At 73.6% G+C, this 22925-nt stretch carries 25 protein-coding genes; 10 read left to right on the top strand and 15 right to left on the bottom strand.

Annotated elements, in window-relative coordinates:
* Positions 1 to 386: 386 nt before the first annotated feature.
* Positions 387 to 1199, bottom strand: a complete 813-nt coding sequence (locus tag AB8735_RS24310) for a hypothetical protein (RefSeq protein ID WP_372409365.1) — start codon at positions 1197 to 1199, stop codon at positions 387 to 389.
* 151 nt (positions 1200 to 1350) lie between these two features.
* Between AB8735_RS24310 and AB8735_RS24305 the strand changes: the two genes are divergently transcribed.
* Genes AB8735_RS24305 through AB8735_RS24295 form a run of 3 tightly spaced genes read left to right on the top strand, consistent with a single transcriptional unit; the run spans position 1351 to position 4469 of the window.
* Positions 1351 to 2655 carry a magnesium transporter MgtE N-terminal domain-containing protein gene (locus tag AB8735_RS24305; protein WP_344020169.1) on the top strand — a complete coding sequence of 435 codons (1305 nt, stop codon included), beginning with the start codon at positions 1351 to 1353 and terminating at the stop codon, positions 2653 to 2655.
* The gene (locus AB8735_RS24300; RefSeq protein WP_344020171.1) at positions 2645 to 3268 is read left to right on the top strand and encodes a DUF1003 domain-containing protein; all 624 of its coding nucleotides are present in this window, start codon (positions 2645 to 2647) and stop codon (positions 3266 to 3268) included. The genes AB8735_RS24305 and AB8735_RS24300 overlap by 11 nt, the downstream gene beginning before the upstream one ends.
* 43 nt (positions 3269 to 3311) lie before the next feature.
* A complete protein-coding gene (locus AB8735_RS24295; protein ID WP_344020173.1) occupies positions 3312 to 4469 on the top strand; it encodes an Mrp/NBP35 family ATP-binding protein in 1158 nt (385 codons plus the stop codon).
* A gap of 23 nt (positions 4470 to 4492) precedes the next feature.
* Here AB8735_RS24295 and AB8735_RS24290 read toward each other — a convergent pair whose 3' ends face one another.
* The 5 genes from AB8735_RS24290 to sigE all read right to left on the bottom strand — a co-directional run bounded on the left by AB8735_RS24290 (position 4493) and on the right by sigE (position 9187).
* Positions 4493 to 5197 carry a hypothetical protein gene (locus AB8735_RS24290; RefSeq protein ID WP_344020175.1) on the bottom strand — a complete coding sequence of 235 codons (705 nt, stop codon included), beginning with the start codon at positions 5195 to 5197 and terminating at the stop codon, positions 4493 to 4495.
* A 115-nt stretch (positions 5198 to 5312) separates the two neighbouring features.
* Positions 5313 to 5738, bottom strand: coding sequence for a sec-independent translocase (locus tag AB8735_RS24285; protein ID WP_344020178.1), 426 nt, complete (start codon positions 5736 to 5738; stop codon positions 5313 to 5315).
* Positions 5739 to 5843: 105 nt separating this feature from the next.
* Entirely contained in the window at positions 5844 to 7607 is a 1764-nt protein-coding gene (locus tag AB8735_RS24280; RefSeq protein ID WP_372409363.1) for a trypsin-like peptidase domain-containing protein, read from the bottom strand.
* 105 nt (positions 7608 to 7712) lie between these two features.
* Positions 7713 to 8405: a zf-HC2 domain-containing protein gene (locus tag AB8735_RS24275; RefSeq protein WP_372409361.1), complete on the bottom strand. Its 693-nt coding sequence runs from the start codon at positions 8403 to 8405 to the stop codon at positions 7713 to 7715.
* The gene (gene sigE, locus AB8735_RS24270; protein WP_344020182.1) at positions 8402 to 9187 is read right to left on the bottom strand and encodes an RNA polymerase sigma factor SigE; all 786 of its coding nucleotides are present in this window, start codon (positions 9185 to 9187) and stop codon (positions 8402 to 8404) included. Before sigE ends, AB8735_RS24275 begins: the two co-directional genes overlap by 4 nt.
* A gap of 142 nt (positions 9188 to 9329) precedes the next feature.
* Between sigE and AB8735_RS24265 the strand changes: the two genes are divergently transcribed.
* Entirely contained in the window at positions 9330 to 10043 is a 714-nt protein-coding gene (locus tag AB8735_RS24265; protein WP_344020539.1) for an O-methyltransferase, read from the top strand.
* Positions 10044 to 10155: 112 nt separating this feature from the next.
* Here AB8735_RS24265 and AB8735_RS24260 read toward each other — a convergent pair whose 3' ends face one another.
* Positions 10156 to 10323 (bottom strand): DUF3117 domain-containing protein, encoded by a 168-nt coding sequence (locus tag AB8735_RS24260; RefSeq protein ID WP_004950282.1) that lies wholly within the window; start codon positions 10321 to 10323, stop codon positions 10156 to 10158.
* Positions 10324 to 10633: 310 nt separating this feature from the next.
* Between AB8735_RS24260 and AB8735_RS24255 the strand changes: the two genes are divergently transcribed.
* Entirely contained in the window at positions 10634 to 11434 is an 801-nt protein-coding gene (locus AB8735_RS24255; protein ID WP_372409359.1) for an enoyl-CoA hydratase-related protein, read from the top strand.
* Positions 11435 to 11458: 24 nt separating this feature from the next.
* On the opposite strand, the gene AB8735_RS24250 is transcribed toward AB8735_RS24255, so the two are convergent.
* Together AB8735_RS24250 and AB8735_RS24245 are read right to left on the bottom strand one after the other, a co-directional pair.
* On the bottom strand, positions 11459 to 12055 hold the full coding sequence (locus AB8735_RS24250) for a DNA-3-methyladenine glycosylase I (RefSeq protein WP_372409358.1): 597 nt from the start codon (positions 12053 to 12055) through the stop codon (positions 11459 to 11461).
* On the bottom strand, positions 12052 to 12411 hold the full coding sequence (locus tag AB8735_RS24245) for a DivIVA domain-containing protein (protein ID WP_344020189.1): 360 nt from the start codon (positions 12409 to 12411) through the stop codon (positions 12052 to 12054). Before AB8735_RS24245 ends, AB8735_RS24250 begins: the two co-directional genes overlap by 4 nt.
* 122 nt (positions 12412 to 12533) lie before the next feature.
* Here AB8735_RS24245 and folP point away from each other — a divergent pair, with 122 nt between their 5' ends.
* Positions 12534 to 13394 carry a dihydropteroate synthase gene (folP, locus tag AB8735_RS24240; protein ID WP_372409357.1) on the top strand — a complete coding sequence of 287 codons (861 nt, stop codon included), beginning with the start codon at positions 12534 to 12536 and terminating at the stop codon, positions 13392 to 13394.
* 216 nt (positions 13395 to 13610) lie between these two features.
* Here folP and AB8735_RS24235 read toward each other — a convergent pair whose 3' ends face one another.
* Entirely contained in the window at positions 13611 to 14357 is a 747-nt protein-coding gene (locus AB8735_RS24235; protein WP_372409356.1) for a TIGR00730 family Rossman fold protein, read from the bottom strand.
* Positions 14358 to 14437: 80 nt separating this feature from the next.
* Complete coding sequence (gene dapE, locus AB8735_RS24230; RefSeq protein WP_344020195.1) at positions 14438 to 15517, bottom strand: succinyl-diaminopimelate desuccinylase; 1080 nt, start codon at positions 15515 to 15517, stop codon at positions 14438 to 14440.
* A gap of 112 nt (positions 15518 to 15629) precedes the next feature.
* Here dapE and AB8735_RS24225 point away from each other — a divergent pair, with 112 nt between their 5' ends.
* Both AB8735_RS24225 and AB8735_RS24220 read left to right on the top strand, forming a co-directional pair.
* Positions 15630 to 16592 (top strand): hypothetical protein, encoded by a 963-nt coding sequence (locus AB8735_RS24225; RefSeq protein WP_344020197.1) that lies wholly within the window; start codon positions 15630 to 15632, stop codon positions 16590 to 16592.
* Between the two features lie 299 nt (positions 16593 to 16891).
* Positions 16892 to 17326, top strand: a complete 435-nt coding sequence (locus AB8735_RS24220; protein ID WP_344020199.1) for an ATP-binding protein — start codon at positions 16892 to 16894, stop codon at positions 17324 to 17326.
* An 88-nt stretch (positions 17327 to 17414) separates the two neighbouring features.
* On the opposite strand, the gene dapC is transcribed toward AB8735_RS24220, so the two are convergent.
* Together dapC and fdxA are read right to left on the bottom strand one after the other, a co-directional pair.
* Positions 17415 to 18512: a succinyldiaminopimelate transaminase gene (gene dapC / locus AB8735_RS24215; protein WP_344020201.1), complete on the bottom strand. Its 1098-nt coding sequence runs from the start codon at positions 18510 to 18512 to the stop codon at positions 17415 to 17417.
* 126 nt (positions 18513 to 18638) lie between these two features.
* Positions 18639 to 18959, bottom strand: a complete 321-nt coding sequence (gene fdxA, locus AB8735_RS24210) for a ferredoxin (RefSeq protein WP_199892752.1) — start codon at positions 18957 to 18959, stop codon at positions 18639 to 18641.
* A 114-nt stretch (positions 18960 to 19073) separates the two neighbouring features.
* Between fdxA and AB8735_RS24205 the strand changes: the two genes are divergently transcribed.
* Positions 19074 to 20075 (top strand): GNAT family N-acetyltransferase, encoded by a 1002-nt coding sequence (locus tag AB8735_RS24205; protein ID WP_372409353.1) that lies wholly within the window; start codon positions 19074 to 19076, stop codon positions 20073 to 20075.
* A 21-nt stretch (positions 20076 to 20096) separates the two neighbouring features.
* Positions 20097 to 20930, top strand: coding sequence for a transglutaminase-like domain-containing protein (locus tag AB8735_RS24200; protein WP_344020206.1), 834 nt, complete (start codon positions 20097 to 20099; stop codon positions 20928 to 20930).
* 210 nt (positions 20931 to 21140) lie between these two features.
* On the opposite strand, the gene AB8735_RS24195 is transcribed toward AB8735_RS24200, so the two are convergent.
* Positions 21141 to 21764, bottom strand: coding sequence for a response regulator (locus tag AB8735_RS24195; protein WP_372409350.1), 624 nt, complete (start codon positions 21762 to 21764; stop codon positions 21141 to 21143).
* 24 nt (positions 21765 to 21788) lie between these two features.
* Entirely contained in the window at positions 21789 to 22925 is a 1137-nt protein-coding gene (locus AB8735_RS24190) for a sensor histidine kinase (RefSeq protein WP_372411905.1), read from the bottom strand.

Genomic DNA, 22925 nt, shown 5'->3' with positions numbered 1-22925 from the left:
GGCCCGCCCTTTCACCGTTTCTCCCGGGGCTCCGCCCCTCGGCCCGGTACCGCGCTGCCGCGCGGTGGGGCGGGGGCTGCGCCCCCTGCACCCCCGCTTCCGGGGCTCCGCCCCTGGCCCCCGTTGTCGCGGCTCCGCCGCTCGTCCTCAAGCGCCGGACGGGCTGGATCGGCGCGCCACTTCAGCCCGTCCGGCGTTTGAGGACTCCGCCCGGAGGGCGGACGGGGTCCGGGGTCTCCCCGGAAGAAACGGTGAAAGGGCGGGACCGGGGCACACACCCAGCCCACCCGGAGCGCGGCCCCCGCGCGCGGCAGCGCGCAGCGGGGTCCCGCAGGGGCGGCAGCCCCTACGGAAACGGTGAAAGGGCGGGGCGGGGAGCAAACCCCTCACCGCCCCGCAGGAATCCGCGACCCGTAATCCACCATCTCCCCCTTCCCCGGCACCCTCAGCACAAAATCCTTCCCCCAGTCCCCCAGCTCCAACTGCCCCGCCCCACCCGCCCGTTGCACCCGCAACGGATACGGCGTCCCCACGAGGGACACATCCAGCACGCCCCCCGTCCCCTTCTCATCCCCCGCGTTGAGCCGGATCGACCGCACTCCCCCGACCGTCCCGCGCTCCCCCCGCGACAGCTTGCCGTGCAGGCCGAGGAGCCCGTCCAGCAGGACGTCCTTGTCGGTGAAGCCGCGCAGCTGCCGATAGGCGGGGTCGCCGGACGGGACCTTCACGTACTTACCGTTCAGCTTCGCGGCGGCGGAACCACCGCCCCCCGGCGGAGCCGGCTTCGCGGTGTCCGCCGCACCCGGCTTCGCTCCCGCACCGGCACCGGCACCTGCACCGGCCCCCGCCCCCGTCCCGCCCCGCGCCCAGAAGGCCGCGTCCCCCTTGACGAAGAGCTCCTCGCCGACCCGGAGGAGTTCGAAGGAGACGTCCCCCGAGGCGACCCGCCCCGTCCCGCCGTCCTTCTTCAGGCGCACGTCGATGCGGTACGTACGCCCCTGGCTGACCACCGCGCCGGACAGACGGACCGCGGCGGCGCCCTTCGCCGCCGACCGCGCCCGGTCCTGGATCACCGCGGGGCGGAGCTTGCCCACGCCGTTGGTCCCCGCGTCGGGGTCCTCGCCGCCGCCACAGGCCGTCAGGGCCGTGGACAGCACGGTGCACAGAGCCCCTACGAGAGCCGCGTTCCGGGTTCGCACCTGCCCTGCCTCCTGTCAGCACTGTCAGCACCGGTCAGCACTGGATACGGCAGCGTACTCGCGCCCGTTCCCCGCGACCGTCGCGGAGCGGCAGCGCAGGGCCGGTCACGTTAGCCTGAACCGGGAAACGGCGGAGGAGGAGGTGCACGGCATGGCGGCGAGCGCCCGCGTGTTCGTCTCGCACCTCTCCGGGGTGGCGGTCTTCGACCCCAACGGCGACCGGGTCGGCCGGGTCCGCGACGTCGTCGCGATGCTGCGCGTCGGCAACCGCCCGCCGCGGGTGCTGGGCCTGGTGGTGGAGGTCGCCAGCCGACGCATCGTCTTCCTGCCGATGACCCGGGTGACGGGCGTGGAGTCCGGCCAGGTCATCACGACCGGCGTCATCAACATGCGCCGGTTCGAACAGCGCCCCACCGAGACCCTGGTCCTCGGCGAGCTCCTCGACCGGCGGGTGCGGCTGGTCGCGGCCGACGACGAGGTCACCGTGCTCGACGTGTCGATCACCCAGCTCCAGGCCCGCCGCGAGTGGGAGATCGACAAGGTCTTCGTCCGCCGCGGCAAGGGCGGCGCGCTGCGCCGCAGGGGAGAGACCCTGACCGTCGAGTGGTCGGCCGTCACCGGCTTCTCCCTGGAGGAGCACGGCCAGGGCGCCGCCAACCTCCTCGCCACCTTCGAGCAGCTGCGCCCCGCCGACCTCGCGAGCGTGCTGCACCACCTGTCCCCCAAGCGGCGCTCCGAGGTGGCCGCCGCCCTCGACGACGACCGGCTCGCGGACGTCCTGGAGGAGCTGCCGGAGGACGACCAGATCGAGATCCTCGGCAAGCTCAAGGAGGAGCGCGCCGCCGACGTCCTGGAGGCGATGGACCCGGACGACGCCGCCGACCTGCTCTCCGAGCTCCCCGAGGCGCACACCGAGCGGCTGCTGGCGCTGATGCAGCCGGGGGACGCGGCGGACGTGCGGCGGCTGATGGCGTACGAGGAGCGGACCGCCGGCGGTCTGATGACCACCGAGCCCATCGTGCTGCGCCCGGACGCCACCGTCGCCGACGCCCTCGCCCGGGTCCGCAACCCGGACCTGTCCCCCGCGCTCGCCGCCCAGGTCTACGTCTGCCGGCCGCCGGACGAGACGCCGACGGGGAAGTACCTGGGCACCGTGCACTTCCAACGGCTGCTGCGGGACCCGCCGTTCACCCTGGTCGCCTCGATCACCGACACCGAGCTGCGACCGCTGCACCCCGACACCCCGCTGCGGGCCGTGACCAGCTACCTGGCCACGTACAACATGGTCGCCGCCCCCGTCGTGGACTCCGGCGGATCGCTACTGGGCGCGGTGACCGTGGACGACGTGCTGGACCACCTGCTGCCGGACGACTGGCGCGAGACGGAGCTGCACCAGGGCGCGTTCGGCATGGACGTGCCCGGGGCGCAGGGGGAGGAGGGCGGCGATGAACGCTGACGGGCGCGGCACCCCGTGGGAGCGGCTCCGCGAACGGGAGCGCCAGCGGGAGGAGAGGGAGCGCCAGCGGGAGCGGGAACGGCAGAAGGAACGATCCGCCGCCGCCCAGCAGCCCCCGCGCGTCCGCCTCGACCAGCCCCAGCACAAGCGGCGCGGCTGGCTGCCCGAGTACGACCCGGAGGCGTTCGGCCGGACCTCGGAGAAGATCGCCCGCTTCCTGGGCACCGGGCGGTTCATCGTCTGGATGACGGTCGTGATCGTGCTGTGGGTGGTGTGGAACACCACCGCCCCGCCGTACGTACGGTTCGACCAGTACCCGTTCATCTTCCTGACCCTGGTGCTGTCCCTCCAGGCGTCGTACGCCGCGCCGCTGATCCTGCTGGCCCAGAACCGGCAGGACGACCGGGACCGCGTCAACCTGGAGCAGGACCGCGAGCAGAACGAGCGGTCCATCGCCGACACCGAGTACCTGACGCGGGAGATCGCGGCGCTGCGCATGGGGCTGGGCGAGGTCGCCACCCGGGACTGGATCCGCTCCGAGTTCCAGGAACTGATCAAGGAGATGGAACAGCGCAGGGTATTCCCGGTGGAGAGTGAGGAACGCGACCGCTGACGGCCCTTCCCCGGGTGTCGGTGGTGCGCCGTACCATCGGGGCATGGCTACCGAGACCCCCAACTCCGTCCCCGCCGAAGAGGCGGTGCGCGCCGCGCTCGCGACGGTGAACGACCCCGAGATCCACCGGCCGATCACCGAACTGGGCATGGTCAAATCCGTCGAGATCGCGGCGGACGGGACGGTCGCGGTGGCGGTCTATCTGACGGTCTCCGGCTGCCCGATGCGGGACACCATCACGGAGAACGTCCGCAAGGCCGTCTCCGGCGTCGCGGGTGTGACGGGCGTGACGGTCGAGCTCGACGTGATGAGCGACGAGCAGCGGCGCGAGCTGGCCACCGCCCTGCGCGGCGGGACGGCCGAGCGCGAGGTGCCGTTCGCCAAGCCCGGCTCGCTGACCCGGGTCTACGCCGTGGCCTCCGGCAAGGGCGGCGTCGGCAAGTCCTCGGTGACGGTCAACCTGGCCGCGGCACTGGCGGCCGACGGGCTCAAGGTCGGCGTCGTCGACGCGGACATCTACGGCCACTCCGTCCCGCGGATGCTGGGCGCCGACGGCCGCCCCACCCAGGTGGAGAACATGATCATGCCGCCGTCGGCCAACGGCGTGAAGGTCATCTCCATCGGCATGTTCACCCCGGGCAACGCGCCGGTCGTCTGGCGCGGCCCGATGCTGCACCGCGCGCTCCAGCAGTTCCTGGCCGACGTCTACTGGGGCGACCTCGATGTCCTGCTCCTCGACCTGCCGCCGGGCACGGGCGACATCGCCATCTCCGTCGCGCAGTTGGTGCCCAACGCCGAGATCCTGGTGGTGACGACGCCTCAGCAGGCCGCCGCCGAGGTCGCCGAGCGGGCCGGCGCCATCGCCGTGCAGACCCACCAGAAGATCGTCGGCGTCGTGGAGAACATGTCCGGGCTGCCCTGCCCGCACTGCGGCGAGATGGTCGACGTCTTCGGCACCGGCGGCGGCCAGCTCGTCGCCGACGGCCTGACCCGGACCACCGGCGCCACCGTGCCCGTCCTGGGCTCGATCCCCATCGACGTCCGGCTGCGCGAGGGCGGCGACGAGGGCAAGCCGGTCGTGCTCACCGACCCGGAGTCCCCCGCGGGCAGCGCGCTGCGCGCCATCGCCGGCAAGCTGGGCGGGCGGCAGCGCGGGCTGTCCGGGATGTCGCTCGGCATCACGCCGCGCAACAAGTTCTGACCGCCGACGCGGCGTACCCGGGCTCAGCCCGTGTACGCCGCGATGTCCTCGACCGCCGAGAAGCCCATCCCATAGGCGCTCATCCCGCGCCCGTACGCCCCGATGTGCACCGCTCCGCCCTGCGCGGAGCCGGCGAGGACCCAGCCGTACTCGGACTCGCGGTAGCGGAAGTCGGTCGAGACCCCGTCCACCGGCAGCGAGAGCGTGGACCAGGGGGCCTCGTCCAGGTGGTCCGCCAGCTCCCAGGCGAGGGCGGTCTGCTGGTCGAGCCAGTGCTGCCGCAGGGCCCGCTCCATGCGGTCGGGCCAGGTGTACGAGAGCAGGCCCGCGCCGGCGAGCCAGGCCGCCGAGGAGACGGAGGTGGCCTCCAGCACGCCCGTGCCGTCCGCGCTGCGCCGCACCGGGCGGCTGGCGACGGTCACCACCACCGAGAAGCGCTGGGCGGCGGAGAGGGGTGCCACCCGGTCGGGGCGGCCCGAGTGGAGGTTGGGCTCCGTGCCGTGTCCCGTCGAGCCGTGCTCCACGGTGCCGTCGGCCGCCGTGCCCACCTGCATCAGCCAGCGGCGTCCGGTGAACGCGTCGTCCAGGCCGTACCAGGGGAAAGCCGCCTGCAGATAGCCGTCGACCGGGCGCCGTACGCCGGACCCGCCCGGCGGGGCGCTCCCCTCCGCGCCGGTGTCCTCCCCGGCGGGTGCTCCCGCCGCCCCTGCCCGACTCGTGGTCTCCATCTGCGCGGCGCCTCCTCGTTGGCCCGTCGTGCCCGGCCGGCCCGCACCGCGGGCACCGTCAACCCGGACAAGGGGAGGATAGCCACCCCCGTCAATGGGGCCCGGCAGGCGAGGCTCAGGTGGCGTCGGAGTCGAACGGGGGCCGCTCGCCCGGCTGGAGCCGCTCCTTCTTCTTGAGCAGGTCGGGGCCGCCGGCGGAATGCGGGGCGGGCTCCGGGTCGCGGCCGTTGACGGCGTCGGTCACCTCGGCCATCTCGGACCTGAGGTCGAAGCCGTTGCGGATCTCCTTCAGACCCAGCTCGTCCTTGTCCAGGACGTGCTTGCGGACGAAGGTCTTGGGGTTGAGGTCCTCGAACTCGAAGTCCTTGAACTCCGGCCCCAGCTCGGAGCGGATGTCCTCCTTGGCGTTCTCGGAGAACTGCCGGATCTTGCGCAGGGTGCTCGACACGTCCTGGATCATCTTCGGCAGCTTGTCCGGTCCGAAGATGAGCAGCGCGAGGACGACGAGCGCGATCAGCTCGGGAAGTCCTATGTCGAGCACCTGAAGCTCCTTGATGCGGGGGCGGCCGACGGCTCCGGCCGCCTATCACGGTACCTGGCCCGGACGTATGCGCGGGAGACGCCCGGGCCAACATCGGGCCAAGGGTCAGCCCGCGCTCGCCGAGCCCAGGGTCAGCGGCAGGGTCCGCTCCTTGCCGCCGCGCTCCACGGTGAGGGTGAGCCGGTCCCCCGGCCGGTGACTGCGGATCTTGACGATGAGCTCCTGGCCGCTGTGGACGGCCGAGGAGTCGACCTTCTTGATGACGTCCCCGGGCTCGATGCCCGCCTTGTCGGCCGGGCCGCCCCGGGTCACCGGCGTACCGCTGCCGCCCTTGGGGTTCACCCGGGCGCCGTCGCCCTGGTACGCCATGTCGAGCGAGACGCCGATCACCGGGTGGGCGGCCCTGCCGGTGTTGATCAGCTCCTCGGCGACGCGCTTGGCCTGGTTGATCGGGATGGCGAAGCCCAGCCCTATGCTCCCGCCCTGTCCGCCGGCCTCCGAGCCGCCGGCCGAGCGGATGGCGCTGTTGATGCCGATGACCCGGGCCCGGGAATCCACCAGCGGGCCGCCGGAATTGCCCGGGTTGATCGGGGCGTCCGTCTGGAGCGCGTCCACATAGCTGACGTCGCTGCCGTCCTGCTTCTTCCCGCCCGCGGTGATCGGGCGCTCCTTGGCGCTGATGATCCCCGTGGTGACCGTGCCCGCGAGGTCGAAGGGGGCGCCGATGGCCACGACGGAGTCGCCGACGTGCACGGAGTCGGAGTTGCCCAGGGCGAGCGGGGTGAGCCCGGAGACGCCCGAGACCTTCACCACGGCCAGGTCGTAGCCGCTGTCGCGGCCGACGACGGTGGCCTTGGCGGTCTGGCCGCCGTTGAAGGTCACCACGATCTCGCCGCTCCCGCCGGCGGGCTCGACGACGTGGTTGTTGGTGAGGATGTGCCCCCGCTTGTCCAGGACGAAGCCGGTGCCGGTCCCCCGCTCGCTGCTGCCGCGCACATGCAGGGTGACCACTCCGGGCAGCGCACGGGCGGCGATCCCGGCGACGCTGCCCGGGTCCCGCTCGCTCCTGTCGACGGGCGCCTGCGGCAGCGTCACATGCCGCCCGCCGCCGTCCCGCTCCAGCCAGGCCCCGAGCCCGCCCCCCACTCCGCCCGCGACCAGCGCGACGACGAGCGCCCCGACGACGACCTTGCGCCGCGCCACGCCCTTCCCCGCCCCGGCCTCCTCCCGCCGCTCCACGGCCCAGGGGTCGTACTGCCAGGGCCCCTGCGCGGCGTACGGGGAGGTGACGCCGAGGACGGGGGGCCGGGCGGCCGGGTACGGCTGCGGCAGGACACCGCCTGCGCCGGGGTGCTGCGGCTGCGGGGCGCCCACCGGGCCGCCGGGGTACGGCTGCGGGCCGGCGCCCTCCGTCGCGTACGGCTGCGCCGTGACCGGGGGCTGCGGCCCGGCGGGCAGGGGCTGCCGGTCCGCCGGGTACGGGGGCGCGCCCGCCGGAGCCGGCCCGGCGGCCAGGGGCCGCGCGTCCGCGGCGGGATGCCGGGGGCCGTCCGCCGGCGGATACGGCTTTGCGGCGGGGTACGGGGGCGTGCCGGCCGGGCGCGGCGCGGTGCCGCCGGACGGCGGCCCCGCAGTGGCGAAGGGCTCCACGGTGTGGGGCTCCGCGGCGTGGGTCTCCGCGTCCGGTATCGGCTCGCGTCCGGCCGGAGCGGCCGGGTGGCGGACCGGCGGGGCCGGGGCCCAGGGGCCCGGGCGGCCGTACGGGGGCGTGCTGTACGGATCGGGATCGTGCTGCGGCACCGACGGGTCCCCGGACCCGTCATCGTCGCGGCGCGTACGGCTCCACCAGTGCCCCTTGCCCTCGTCCATCCCGGTCTCCCCCCACAATTCGGCAGAGGCCGCGGCACCGCCCCGGGTGCCCGGCCCACCGGCGATTCAACCAGGTGCGGCCGCAGGTGAGCAGGGCAGCCCGCGTCAGCGGGAGAGGGGAGACTGCTGGGGCATCCGGAACGGGACGGCGACCGGCAGGGCGGGCGGAACGACCAGCGAGCTCCGGCGGACGACGGCGTCGCGCGCCGCGCCGCCCGAGGAGGAACCGAGGGCGAACGCCGGGGCGCCGCCCTGGGGATCGCCGGCCCGGGCGCGGGGCGCGTCCTCGACCGCCCCCAGCGGCTGGGCTGCGCCGACCAGCGCGAAGGCCGCGATCGAGACGGCACCGGCCGCCGCGATCCCGAAGCGCCGCCCGCGCGAGGCGCTCCGCGCCACCTCGTGGACCCGGAAGCCCTGCTCACGGGGTGTCAGGCCGCCCAGGGGCACCAGCGCGAAGGCGTCGGCCCGGGGCCCGAACGCACTCCGGCGACGCGGCCGGGCCGCATCGCCGTCGCCGTCCGCGGTGGACGCCCCCGGCCCCGCGGGACCGTCGATCCCCATGGCCGGCAGGGCCTGGAGCCGGGCCAGCAGCGCCTCGGAGAGCGGTGGGGGCGGGGCCTCGGCGAACACGCTCTTGAGCCGACGCTGGGCGTCGGCTTCCGCTTTGCACTTTCCACAGGTGGCGAGATGGGCGAGCACCCGCTCCCGCGATTCGTGTCCCAACTCCCCGTCGACCAGGGCCGCGAGGCGGTCGCCGAGATGCTGCTCGGCGGGGGACTGACCGCCTGAACCGGTCACGCGATCCCGACCTCCCCGCTCAGCCGGGCGCCGGCGGCGGCTCCCACCACGGCGCGCTGCTCGGCCCGCTGCTCGGCACGGGCGTCGGGGGACCGGTGCCGGAGCGCCTTGCGCAGGTGGGAACGGCCGCGGTGGATACGGCTGCGGACGGTGCCCAGCTTCACGCCGAGCGTCGCCGCGATCTCCTCGTAGGAGAGCCCCTCGATGTCGCAGAGGACGACCGCGGCCCGGAACTCCGGGGCGAGGGTGTCCAGCGCCTGCTGGACGTCCGCGTCGAAGTGCGTGTCGTTGAAGTGCTGCTGCGGGGACGGCTCGCGGCTGGGGAGCCGCTCGGCGGCGTCGTCGCCCAGCGCGTCGAAGCGGATGCGCTGGCGGCGGCGGACCATGTCGAGGAACAGGTTGGTGGTGATGCGGTGCAGCCACCCCTCGAACGTCCCCGGGGTGTACGTGGACAGCGAGCGGAAGACCCGGACGAAGACCTCCTGGGTGAGGTCCTCGGCGTCGTGCTGGTTGCCCGTGAGGCGGTAGGCGAGACGGTAGACCCGTGCACTGTGGGTGCTGACGATCTCCTCCCAGGTGGGAGGGGTCCACGCCTGCGCGTCCCCGTCGCCGGCGAAAGTCGCGGTTGCGGAGGTCCGGGTGGTGGAACGGTCAGCGGTGTCGGTCACGGATTTCGGCTCGACGGCGGTCCGCCGGAAGCGCCTGAGCACTCCACGAGGGCCGCTGCACGTAGCCGCACCTCCCCTGTCGGCTCTGGTGGTGTCCAGTGGAGCCCCTACCATATCCACCTCGCCCGTTAGCTCCGGATAAGGAATTTTGACCTGCTTTTGGGTTTGATCCTCTTCCCGGACCGGCCCGGGGCTCCGAACGGACCCCCACGCCCCCCTCACGCCGTCTCCTCACCGCATCAACGCACGGTCCCATCTGCGGGTTCCCGACAGCAGCGGATACAGTCACCGTTGCGTCGACACATGGGGACAGGAGAGGGCCATTACCGGCAACCGGCAGACGAGCTGGGCGTTCGCCGATGCGTACGGCGTCGAGCACATCGACGACCCGGCACTGCTCTGGGCGCGCGACCGGGCCGACGAGGCGGGGCTGCGCTCGGTCTCCTCCGGCACGGGCTCCGCGCTGCGCCTGCTCGCCGCGGCGGTGGACGCCAAGGCCGTCGCCGAGATCGGCACCGGCACCGGGGTGTCCGGCCTGCATCTCCTGCACGGCATGCGCCCCGACGGCGTGCTGACGACGGTGGACAGCGACCCCGAGTGCCAGCAGTTCGCCCGGCAGGCGTTCCGCGCCGCGGGCTTCGCCGGCAACCGCGCCCGCTTCATCCCCGGCCGGGCGCTGGAGGTGCTGCCACGCCTCGCGGACGGCGGGTACGACCTGGTCTTCTGCGACGGGGACCGGCTGGAGTACCTCGACTACCTAGCGGAATCGTTGCGCCTGCTGCGCCCCGGCGGCCTGGTCTGCTTCGAGGGCGTCTTCGCGGACGGCCGCACCGTGGACTCCGCCGCCCAGCCCGCCGAGGTGCTGCGGCTGCGCGAACTGCTGCGGGCCGTGCGGGAGTCCACCGTGCTGGTGCCGTCCCTGCTGCCGGTGGGCGACGGGCTGCTGTGCGCGGCCCGCCGCAGCGGCTGACCCGGCGGGAACCGGCCACTCCGCGGGGCGGAAGGTCCGGAAAAGACCTTGCCCCGACAGCCGGGAACGGCTGCCGGGGCAAGCAAAGTCAGCGAAGGACCGAGTCCGTGCGTCAGACGACGACGTTCTTCAGGGCGTCGGCGAGAGCCGCCGCCTCGTCCGGGGTCAGCTCGACGACGAGACGACCGCCGCCCTCGAGCGGAACCCGCATGACGATGCCCCGCCCCTCCTTGGTCACCTCGAGCGGGCCGTCGCCCGTCCGCGGCTTCATGGCCGCCATGCTCGTTCCCCTTCCTGAAACCAGCTCATCGTCAGCCGACAACCCCTCTCGAAAGGGCACGTGTCACCGGCATCGAACACATTGCTTCCAGGCCATTATCCCGCATCGCGCGACCCAATGACCAACATCGGTCGGCATCCCTTCGGCAACACGCTCCGGCAAAACCACCCAATTCGGGGATTGCTCCGCACTTGTGCACCAACTCCGTACCCGTACGGACGCCCGATTCTTTGACGCAGCTCACATGCCGCCCGCCGGAAATCTGCGGCAAGCTGGCCGCGGACCGCAGCCGACCGAGGGAGGACGCACCATGGCCGACACCGTGCTGTACGAGGTGAGCGACGGGCTCGCGACGATCACCCTGAACCGGCCCGACGCCATGAACGCGCTGGACACCGTCACCAAGACCGCCCTCCTCGACGCGCTGCGGCGGGCGGCGGAGGCCCGGGCCGTGCGCGCCGTCCTGCTCACCGGCACGGGACGGGCCTTCTGCGTGGGCCAGGACCTCAAGGAACACACCGCCTCCCTGGCCGCGGACCGCGAACGCGGCACGAACCGGACCTGGGACACGGTCCGGGACCACTACTCCCCCATCACGCTGGCCATCGCGGAGATGCCCAAGCCCGTGGTCGCGGCGGTGAACGGGGCCGCGGCGGGGGCGGGCGCGGGCTTCGCCTTCGCGGCGGACTACCGGGTCGTCGCCGACACAGCGGCCTTCAACACGGCGTTCGCGGGAGTGGCGCTCACCGGCGACTCGGGCGTCTCCTGGACCCTCCCCCGCCTCGTCGGCCACGGCCGGGCCTCGGACCTCCTGCTCTTCCCGCGCAACATTCCCGCCGAGGAGGCGCTGGAGCTGGGCATCGCGAACAGGGTCGTCCCGGCCGGGGAACTCGCCGGGACGGCCGAGGCCGTCGCCCGCCGGCTGGCCGCGGGCCCGACGGTGGCCTACGCGGCGATCAAGAAGGCCCTGGCGGTCGGGGCGGAGCGGTCGCTGCGCGAGACGCTGGGGGCGGAGGAGGAGCTCCAGGCGGTGGCGGGGGCGTCGGAGGACCACCGGACGGCGGTGGAGGCGTTCCTGAAGAAGGAACGCCCGGTGTTCGAGGGCCGGTGAGGTAGTCAGCGGGCTGCTGAGGTCCTACGCCAGGCCCCGCCGCACATGGCACCCGGCCAAGTGATCGTTCACCAGCCCGCACGCCTGCATCAACGCATACGCCGTCGTCGGCCCCACGAACCGGAAGCCCCGCTTCTTCAGCTCCTTCGCCAGCGCCGTCGACTCCGGCGTCACCGCCGGGACCTCCGCCGCCGTGCGCGGGGCACGCCGGGCGCCGCCGGGCGCGAACGACCAGACGAGCGAGGTCAGTTCCCCCGGCGCCCACCCGGCCGCGACCCGTGCGTTCGCGAGCGCCGCCGCGATCTTCGCCCGGTTGCGGATGATCCCGGGGTCGGCCAGCAGCCGCTCCTCGTCCGCCGGGGTGAAGGCGGCCACCTTCGCGATGGAGAACCCGGCGAAGGCCGCCCGGAACCCCTCGCGACGGCGCAGGATCGTCAGCCAGGACAGCCCGGACTGGAACGCCTCCAGGCATATCCGCTCAAAGAGGGCGTCGTCCCCGCGCACGGGGACGCCCCACTCGGTGTCGTGGTACGCGCGGTAGTCCGCCATGGACTCCGCCTCCAGCCCCCAGGGACAGCGCGCCAGCCCGTCCGGCCCGAGGACGGCACCACCGTCGCTCATGACTCCTCCCCCTTCCCGTCCTCCGCGGCGGCGGCATCGTCCCGCGTCGCCGCCGCGGCCGCCGCCCGCGCGCCCGCCAGTGCCGCCTCCAGCTCCGCGATCCGCGCGTCCCGCTCGGCGAGCTCCGCCGCCAGCCGGTCCAGCACGTCGTCCGTCTCCGTCATCCGGTAGCCGCGCGGCGCGACCGGGAGCCGCAGGGCCTCGACGTCGGCACGGGCCAGCGGGCGCCCGTCGGGCAGCGGCCAGGCGATCCGGTCGGGCTCCGCCTCGGGCAGCACACCACCCCTGCCGCCCAGCACCGCGAGCGTGACCGCGGCCACCACCACGACCAGCGCGATGAGCAAGAACCAGAACACGGCGCTCCCCACAGTTCTCCGGCATACGACGGCACCGACGGCATCCGATCCGTCCACACCGATCGTGCCATGCCCCACCGACAGTTAAGGTCACTGCGGACCACGGAGAGGGAGTGCGGGAAATGCTGCGGCTGGGACGACGCGAGTTCGACGCTCACGAACCGGTGATCATGGCGATCGTGAACCGGACGCCGGACTCCTTCTACGACCAGGGCGCCACCTTCCAGGACGAACCGGCGCTGGCCCGGGTCGAGCAGGCCGTCGCGGAGGGCGCCGCGATCATCGACATCGGCGGGGTGAAGGCCGGTCCCGGCGAGGAGGTGACGGCCGAGGAAGAGGCGCGGCGGACCGTCGGGTTCGTCGCGGAGGTGCGCCGCCGCCACCCGGACGTGGTGATCAGCGTGGACACCTGGCGGCACGAGGTCGGCGAGGCCGTGTGCGAGGCGGGCGCGGACGTGCTCAACGACGCGTGGGGCGGCGTGGACCCCCGGCTGGCCGAGGTCGCCGCCCGCCACGGCGCCGGTCTGGTCTGCACCCACGCGGGCGGCGTCGAGCCGCGTACCAGGCCGCACCGGACGGAGTACGAGGACGTGATGGCCGACGTCCTGCGGGTGACCCTGGGCCTGGCCGAGCGGGCCGCGGCCCTGGGGGTGCGCCGCGACGGCATCATGATCGACCCGGGCCACGACTTCGGGAAGAACACCCGGCACTCGCTGGAGGCGACCCGGCGGCTGGACGAGATGACCGCCACGGGCTGGCCCGTCCTGGTCTCGCTGTCGAACAAGGACTTCGTGGGCGAGACGCTGGACCGGCCGGTGAAGGAGCGGGTCATCGGCACGCTGGCGACCACGGCGGTCTCGGCCTGGCTGGGCGCCCAGGTCTACCGGGTGCACGAGGTCGCGGAGACGAAGCAGGTGCTGGACATGGTGGCGTCGATCGCCGGCCACCGGCCCCCCGCAGTGGCCCGAAGGGGGCTGGCCTGACCCGCGGAACCACCGCCCGGCGGACGGCGTCCGCCGCAGCCGGCCGAAGCCGGTGAGGCGCCCCGGCGCCGAACCTCGCGAGGCCGGCGTCAAGAGGCACAGCCGAAGCAGGTGCTGGACATGGTGGCGTCGATCGCAGGTCACCGCCCGCCGGCCGTCGCGCGCCGCGGCCTGGCGTAGGCCCGTGGGCCGGGGCGGGGCCCCGGCCCGCCCGGGTCAGGCCCCGGCCTCCTTGGTGACCAGCCCGATCGCCTCTTCCACGTCGTCGGTGAGGTGGAACAGCTGGAGGTCGTGGGCACTGACCTTCCCCTGGGCGACGAGCGTCTCCTCGATCCAGCGCACCAGCCCGCTCCAGTACGCGGAGCCGAACAGCACGATGGGGAACCGGGTCACCTTCTTGGTCTGCACCAGGGTGAGCGCCTCGAACAGCTCGTCCAGCGTGCCCAGTCCGCCCGGCAGCACCACGAAACCGCTCGCGTACTTCACGAACATCGTCTTGCGGACGAAGAAATAGCGGAAGTCCACCCCGAGGTTCACATAAGGGTTGATGCCCTGCTCGAAGGGCAGCTCGATGCCGAGGCCGACGGAGACGCCCCCGGCCTCCATGGCCCCCTTGTTGGCCGCCTCCATCGCCCCGGGCCCGCCGCCGGTGATGACCGCGAAGCCCGCCTCGACCAGGCCGCGCCCGATCGCGACGGCGGCCTCGTACTCGGGGCTGTCCCGCTGGGTCCGGGCGGAGCCGAACACGCTGATCGCGGGCGGGAGTTCGGCCAGCGCGCCGAAGCCCTCGACGAACTCGGACTGGATGCGCAGCACCCGGAACGGGTCCTCGTGCACCCAGTCCGCCGTGCCCCGGGTGTCCAACAGGTGCTGGTCCGTGGTCCCCTGCTGCATCTGGCCGTGCCGCCGCAGCACCGGCCCCCGGCGCTGCTCCCGCCTGCGCGCTCCTTCGGAATTGACCATTCCGTGCTCCCTCCGCTGCCGTTGGTGCAGTTCAGCGTAGGCTGCCCACGCTTTGCGCGATCACGCCGCGAGCCGCGCGATCACGCCGTGAGCCAGCTGCGCAGCCGCTCCTCGCAGTGCAGGATCTGCTCCACGGCCACGTGCTCGTCCCGCTTGTGGGCGTACAGGGGGTCGCCGGGGCCGTAGTTGACCGCGGGCACCCCGAGCGCGCTGAAGCGGGCGACGTCCGTCCAGCCGAACTTGGGCCGCGCGGCGCCGCCGACGGCCGCCATGAACGCCGCCGCGGCGGGGTGCGAGAGACCGGGCAGCGCACCGGGCGAGTGATCGTCCACGACCACCTCGGCGACGCCGCAGCCTTCGAACACCTCGCGGACGTGGGCGAGCGCCTCCTCCTGCGTACGGTCCGGCGCGTAGCGGAAGTTCACCGTCACGGCACACTCGTCGGGCACGACGTTGCCCGCCACTCCGCCGGAGATCCGCACGGCGTTGAGCCCCTCGCGGTACTCCAGGCCGTCGATGACGGGGCGTCGGGGCTCGTAGGCGGCCAGCCGGGCGAGGACCGGCGCGGCGGCGTGGATCGCGTTGGACCCCATCCAGCTCCGCGCGGAGTGCGCGCGCTCGCCCTCGGTCTTCAGGATCACCCTCAGGGTGCCCTGGCAGCCGCCCTCGACCTCGCCGTCGGAGGGCTCCAGCAGGACGGCGAAGTCGCCCGCCAGCCAGTCGGGATGGGCCTCGGCGACGTGCCCCAGGCCGTTGAGGTGGGCGGCGACCTCCTCGTTGTCGTAGAAGACGAAGGTCAGGTCGCGGTTGGGGGCCGGGACGGTCGCGGCGATGCGCAGCTGTACGGCGACGCCGGACTTCATGTCGGAGGTGCCGCAGCCCCACAGCACACCCTTGTCGTCCAGCCGGGACGGCACGTTGTCCGCGATGGGCACGGTGTCGATGTGCCCCGCGAGGACGACGCGCTCGGCGTGGCCGAGGTTGGTGCGGGCGACGACGTTGTTGCCGTGCCGGTCCACCGTCAGGTGCGGCAGCGCGCGCAGCGCCCGCTCGATCGCGTCGGCGAGCGGGCCCTCGGTACCGCTGACCGAAGGGAAGTCGACGAGCTGCGCGGTGAGGGCGGCGGCGTCGAGGGACAGGTCGAGTGCGGCGTGCTCCATACAGGCGACTCTAACCCCTGCCTCCGGCACCCGCCCCGGCCGTGCGGCGGCCCCGAACCGACGCCCGGTCCGGGAACGGCAGTCCGTCCGCTCCGTCAAGTAACGTGGGCGCATGTCCCCGATCTTCCCTGTCCGCCGCGGGCGGCTGCTGCGCATCGGGGCCGCCTGTGCCGTGCTGCTGGCGCTGATCGGCTATGCGGTCGCGTACTTCCTCACGGGTGGTCCGGGAGCCCCGCGCTGCACGGCGAGCGCGGACGGGGAGTCGTACTCGCTCGATCCCGAACAGGCGGGGAACGCCTCGACGATCACCGCCGTGGGCACCTCGCGCGGGCTGCCCGAGCGGGCGGTGACCATCGCCCTGGCGACCGCGATGCAGGAGTCGGGGCTGCGCAACATCCATCACGGCGACCGCGATTCGCTGGGCCTCTTCCAGCAGCGGCCGACCCAGGGCTGGGGCACCGCCCGGCAGATCACCGATCCGGTGTACGCGGCGGGCGCGTTCTACGACCACCTCGTCCGGGTGCCGGGTTATTCACGGCTGCCGTTGACGGTCGCGGCCCAGCGGGTGCAGCACAGCGGCTTCCCGCAGGCGTACGCGAAGCACGAGCCGGGAGCGTCGTTGCTCGCCGCGGCGCTGACCGGGCGCACACCTGCCGCGTTCAGCTGTTCGACCAGCCCGAGCGACGGCAAGCCCGGGGATCCGTCGGCCGTCCGGGCCGGTCTGCGGCGCGACTTCGGCCCGTCCGTCCTGCCGGCCACCGGGGTGTCCGGGGACGGGAAGAACGGGACGAACAGGGGGAACGGGGGGAAGAGCGACGGGAAGGACGCGGCCGCGTCCCGCACCGTCTCCGTCCCGCCCCGGCCGGTGCCCACCGCGGCGCCGGACAACGGACCGCGGCGGCGCGGCTGGGAGCTGGCCTCCTGGGCGGTGGCGCACGCCGCCGAACTGCGCGTCGAGCGCGTCTCCTTCGACGGCCGGGTGTGGACCGCGGAGCAGTCGCGGGACGGCTGGCGGCGGGGTGCGGGCAGGACCGACGAGGGCCCGGCCGCGGTCCGGATCACCACCGCTCAGTAGTGCGATCACACCCCCTTCGGGGGCATCCGGCGGAACCGGAGGTTGCCGCGTGTGACCCCTGGGAATGCGCAGCGCCCCGATTCCCGGATCCGCCACGACATCCCTGATGAATAAAGGGTTGTCGGCTTTTCCGGCACCTCAACGGCCGGTCCGGTTCACCCGATTGTTCATAGATCGGATCATGCGACGCATTACCAACTCTTTGCTTTGGGGCACCGCAACCTTCCTCCGACTCGGGCGGTAGTCACAGCGTCCGCACGCCGGACAGCAACCGACTTCACCTCCGTCGAAGGAGCAACATGTCCCTCCCCCTCACGCGTCGGATCGCTCAGGCCGCCCTCCTCGTCGCGGCGAGCGCCGGTGCCGCCGCCGGCGCGGCAGGCGCGGCCAGCGCGGACACCCTCAAGGCCCCCGACGCCCTCGGCGCGGTGAGCATGGCCGACGGCGCGCAGCTGGGCAACAAGGTCGACGCGGTCTCCCACCAGGCCGGCGCGCTGACGACGGACGCCGGGAACAAGGTTGTGCACACCGCTCTGCCCGCCACCCAGCACGCGCTGGGCACCGCGGGGACGACCGGCAAGAGCGCCCTGGAGTCCACCCAGCACACCACCGGTCAGCTGGCGGGTCAGGCCGGCCAGGCGGTCGGCGGCGCCGCGCAGGGCGTGGCCAAGAGCGGTGGCAACATGCCGGCCGGTGGCAACGTCACCAAGGCGCTGCCGCACCTCGGCGGCTGAACCGGCGGTCCACGACCGCCAGCACGACCGGCACGGCGCGCGAGGGCCCGGGAGATCCGCTTCCGGGCCCTCGCGCACGTCCGCCCCGCTAGCCGGCCAGGCGGCGGACCGCTGCCTCCACCCGCTCGTCGGTGGCGGTGAAGGCGATCCGTACGAAGCGGTCGCCCGCGGCGCCGTAGAAGTCGCCCGGCGCGACGAGGATGCCGAGCCCGGCCAGCGCGCCGACGGTGTCCCAGCACGGCTCGTCCCGCGTGGCCCACAGGTACAGCGACGCCTCGCTGTGCTCGATGCGGAAGCCGGCGCCCTCGAAGGCCGCCCGCAGCGCGGCCCGGCGGTGGGCGTAGCGGGCGCGCTGCTCGGTGACGTGCGCGGTGTCGCCGAGGGCGGCCACGGTGGCCGCCTGCACCGGGGCGGCGACCATCATGCCGCCGTGCTTGCGGATCTGGAGCAGCTCGCCGAGGACGGCGGCGTCACCCGCGAGGAACGCGGCGCGGTAGCCCGCCAGGTTGGAGCGCTTGGACAGCGAGTGGACGGCGACGATCCCCTCGAAGGAGCCGCCGCAGACGTCCGGGCGGAGCACCGAGACGGGCTCGGTCTCCCAGCCCAGCTCCAGGTAGCACTCGTCGCTGAAGACCAGGACGCCGTGCTCGCGCGCCCAGGCGACGGTGCGCCGCAGCTCCTCGGCGGACAGGACGCGACCGGTCGGGTTCGACGGGGAGTTGAGCCAGAGCAGCTTGAGGCCCGTGGGGTCCAGGTCCGTCGGCTCGTCGTAGACGACCGGCTCGGCGCCGGCGAGGCGGGCGCCGACCTCGTACGTCGGGTACGCGAGGCGCGGGTAGGCGACCTTGTCGCCGGGGCCCAGCCCGAGCTGGGTGGGCAGCCAGGCCACCAGTTCCTTGGAGCCGACGACGGGCAACACATTGGTGTGCTCAACACCCTTGGCCCCCAGCCGGCGCTCGACCCAGCCGGTGAGGGCGTCGCGCAGCGCGGGCGTCCCCCACACCGTGGGGTAGCCGGGGCTGTCGGCCGCGTCGGCCAGGGCGCGCCGGACCAGCGCGGGCACGGGATCCACCGGGGTGCCGACGGAGAGGTCGACGATGCCGTCCGGGTGGGCGGCGGCGGTGGCCTTGTAGGGCTCCAGGCGGTCCCAGGGGAAGACGGGGAGGCGGGAGGAGACTGCGCTCACTCTGGACGGCTCGCTCTCTTGCGCTAGGGGTGATCCATGGGGGCGGTGATGCCCGCGGGGCGGGAATGCCGCGGCCCCGTACGGCGGTGAGGCTGTACGGGGCCGGGTGCGACGCCTAGGGGCGGCTCACTGGTTCTGCGGGGGCAGCTCGGCGATGAAGGGGTGGTCGCGCTCGATCAGCCCCAGCTTGGAAGCGCCACCCGGCGAACCGAGCTCGTCGAAGAACTCGACGTTCGCCTTGTAGTAGTCCTTCCACTCATCCGGGGTGTCGTCCTCGTAGAAGATCGCCTCGACCGGGCAGACCGGCTCACAGGCACCGCAGTCGACACATTCGTCCGGGTGGATGTACAAGGACCGGGAGCCCTCGTAGATGCAGTCGACGGGGCACTCCTCGATGCACGCCTTGTCCTTCAAATCGACACAAGGCTGCGCGATGACGTAGGTCACGCTGTCGTTCCTCCTCGGTAGGGGTCATCTCGCGCGGGAGCGCGGCGTCGTCGATGCCCACACCTAGTATCTCCGTTCCGGAGCACATGACGAACAGGAGGGGCAGGGAGAGCTGTGGAATTCACCACGGGCGGGCGGCTGGAGATCCGGATTAACTCCGGCGATGTGGGGAAGAGGGTGTCGATCCGCGCCCTCAACGACCGTACGCGGTCGCCCGAACGGTTCACCGACACCGTCGGAATGCTCGACTCCTGGTCGGACGGCGTGCTGTGCGTCACACGCCGCAACGGGGAGACCGTGCGGATCGCGGAGGACGCGGTGGTCGCGGGGAAGGTCGTGCCGATGACCCCCGCCCGGCGCCGCGGGCCCGCCGCCGGCGTGCGCGAGCTCCAGGAGACGGCGGCCCGCGGCTGGCCCGCTCCGGAGACCGGCCGGCTGGGCGGCTGGACGCTCCGGGCCGCCGGCGGTTTCACCGCCCGCGCCAACTCGGTCCTGCCCCTGGGCGATTCCGGGCTGCCGCTGCCGACCGCGCTGGACCGGGTCACCTCCTGGTACGCGGAGCGCGGACTGCCCGCGCTCGTCCAGGTCACCACCGGCGACCCGGCCGCGGACCGGCGGCTGGACGAGGAGCTGGCCGCCCGTGGCTGGACCGCGGAACGGCACGCCCTGATGCGGACGGCCGCGCTGGCCCCGATCGCCGACACGGACGCCGGCCTGGACGCCGACCTGGACCGGGTGCTGATCGGCCGGGAACCGGACGAGGCGTGGCTCGACGCCTACGGCCGGACGCGGGAGAACGCCGGTGCGGCGCGGGCGGTGCTGACGGGCGGGCCGTCGGTGTGGTTCGCGCGCGTGCCCGGGGCCCCGGCCATAGCCCGGTGCGTGGTCGACGGCCGGTGGGCCGGCTTCGCCGCCCTGGAGGTCGGCCCGGAGCACCGCCGGCAGGGGCTGGCCACGCTGTTGATGGCCCGGCTGGCCCGGCAGGCCCTGGACGAGGGCGCCTCCGCCGCGTACCTCCAGGTCGAGCGGGACAACGCGGGCGCGGAGGCGCTCTATGGGCGCCTCGGCTTCACCACGCACCACGCCTATCACTACCGCCGCGAGCCAGGACGTTGATCGCCGTCGCACCATAGAGGCATGACCGACACCACCGGCCGGCGGCGGTTCGCCGAGGAAGCCCGCGGGGAGCGGCCCGATCTGGCGCTGCTGTGCCTGCTGATCGCCGCCGAGGCCGATCCCGGGCTGGACGAGCGGGGCTTCGACGCCGTGCAGATCGAGCTCGACGACCTCGCCGGGCAGCTGCCCGCGCTCGGCCGGCACGCGGCACCGCGGCTGTGGGCCGAGGCACTGGCCGACCTGCTCGGCGGGCGGCACGGCTTCCGCGGCTCGCCCGCCGACTACCGGCGGCTGGAGTCCTCGCTCCTCGACGAGGTCCTGCGGCGGCGCCGGGGGCTGCCGATCCTGCTGTCGGTGGTGTGGCTGGAGGTGGCCCGGCGGGCCGGCGCCCCCGTCTACGGGGTGGCCCTGCCCGGCCACTTCGTCGTCGGCTTCGGCGATCCGTACGGGCAGCATGTGCTCGCCGATCCCTTCGACGGCGGCCGGCCGATCTCCGAGGAGGAGGCCGGGCTCCTCGTCGCCGGTGCGACCGGCACGCCCCTGTCCGCGACGGCGTTCTCCCCCGCGGAGCCGCTGGAGATCGTGCTGCGCATCCTCAACAACATCCGCGCCTGGGCCGCGGCGCGGCCCGAGCGGAGCGGGGTGCAGCTGTGGGCCGTCGAACTGTCCCTGCTCCTGCCGAGCCATCCGGCGCGGTTGCGCTACGAGCGGGCGGAGCTGCTCGTGGAGCGGGGGGAGTTCGCGCGGGGGGCGCGGGAACTGGAGGAGTACGCGGAGGTGATCGCTCCGGTGGAGCCGGATGTGGCGGAGACGGTGCGCCATCAGGCGCGGGCGGCGCGGGCGTTGTTGAACTAGGGGGGTTTGCCCCTGGCCCGCCCTTTCACCGTTTCTTCCGGGGCAAGCCCCGGCACCCCGAAGCGCCCTCCGGGCACTGTCCTCAAACGCCGGACGGGCTGAATGATCAGCCCGTCCGGCGTTTGAGGACAATGCGGCGCAGCCGCATTGCGGGGGCCGAGGGGGCGCAGCCCCCGGAAGAAACGGTGAAAGGGCGGGCCAGGGCCAAACTCACAACCACCCCTTCTCCCGCGCTATGCGGACGGCCTCCGCCCGGTTCCTCGCCCCCGTCTTCTGGATGACCGTGGACAGGTAGTTCCGCACCGTCCCCGGGGACAAGCAGAGCTTCTCGGCAACTTCCGCGTTCGTCGAACCGTCCGCCGACGCCCGCAGCACCGCCCGCTCCCGGTCCGTCAGCGGACTCGCCCCTTCCGCCAGGGCCGCCGCCGCCAGCGTCGGGTCGATGACCCGCTCCCCGCGGAGCACCCTCCGCACCGCGTCCGCCAGTTGCGCCGCCGGCGCGTCCTTGACGAGGAAGGCGGAGGCCCCGGCCTCCATCGCGCGGCGGAGATAGCCGGGGCGGCCGAAGGTGGTGAGGATGACGACCTTCACACCGGGGAGTTCACGGCCGAGCAGCCCCGCCGCGTCCAGCCCCGTCAGCCCGGGCATCTCGATGTCGAGCAGCGCGACGTCCACGTCGGCCGTGCGCGCCGCGTCCACCACCTCGTCCCCGCGGGCGACCTGGGCGACGACCTCGATGTCCGGTTCGAGGCCGAGCAGCGCGGCCAGGGCCTCGCGGACCATGGACTGGTCCTCGGCGAGGAGAACGCGAATGGTGTCATCGGTCGTCGTCACCGCATCAGGGTAGGTCCTGACCGGCTACGACACCGATTCCATGCGACGGCTCAGCGGCACGTACGCCCGCAGCCGGAAGCCTCCTCCCCGTGCCCGTCCGGTGACCAGACGGCCGTCGGCGAGGGCCATCCGCTCGGTCAGGCCCGTCAGGCCGTTGCCGTGCGGTCCCTCGGGGCCGCGGCCGTCGTCGGTGACGGTCAGACAGAGCTCGTCGCCGGCCTCCGTCAGCGCGATCTCGCAGCGGCTCGCGCCGCTGTGCCGGACGACGTTGGTGACGGCCTCGCGCAGGGCCCAGGCGAGCGCCCCCTCCGCGTCCGGCCCGAGGTCGGGGTGGCGGCCGGCCGCGCCGCCCAGGTCGGCGGTGACGCCCGCGGCGGCCAGCGCGGTGCGGGCACCGGCCAGTTCGCCGTCCAGGGTGGGCCGGCGGAAGCCGCTGACCGCCTCCCGGACGTCGACCAGCGCCTGCCGGCCGACCTGCTCGATGTCGGCGACCTGCCGGGCCGCCTGCTCGGGATGGTCCGGGAGCATCCGGCCGGCCAGCTCGCTCTTGAGCGTGATGAGGGAGAGCGAGTGCCCCAGCAGGTCGTGCAGGTCGCGGGCGAGGCGCAACCGCTCCTCGTTCGCGGCGAGATGGGCGACCGTGGCCCGCGCCTCGCGCAGCTCGCGCATGGTGCGGCCCATCTGGACGACGGCCGCCATCGCCGCGCCGCCGAGCAGGATGGCGGTGACGACCAGGAGCAGCCCGGAGTCGGCGGCCCCCTTGAGCGCCCCCAGGCCGAGGGCGGTGACGGCGACCGCGGGGATCGCCCGGGCCGCCCACTTGACCGGCAGCAGCACGGCGCTGGAGATGGAGACGTACACCAGCAGCGTCAGCCAGGGCCCGCCCAGCGTCGCCACCATCAGCACGGCCAGGACGTACAGTCCGGCCAGCAGGCCGAGCTGACGGCCCGCCACCCGGTGGCGCGGGCGCGGGCCGAAGAGCAGGAACAGGTACACCACCACGAAGGCGACGAGCCCGCCCCAGCCGAGGGCCGTCGCGGCCGCCGAGTGCCGGCCGCTCACCAGGTCGACCACCGCGTAGAACATGTAGGTGAGCCAGAGGACCGTCCAGGACGCCTTGGCCACGAGCTGCCGGCGGTTCTCCGGCTGCCTGCCGATCAT

Origin of the sequence: Streptomyces luteireticuli (assembly GCF_041519305.1) — a bacterium.
Taxonomy (GTDB): domain Bacteria; phylum Actinomycetota; class Actinomycetes; order Streptomycetales; family Streptomycetaceae; genus Streptomyces; species Streptomyces luteireticuli.
Note: the sequence above shows the minus strand (reverse complement) of the source record. Positions and strands in the feature narration are given on the sequence as shown.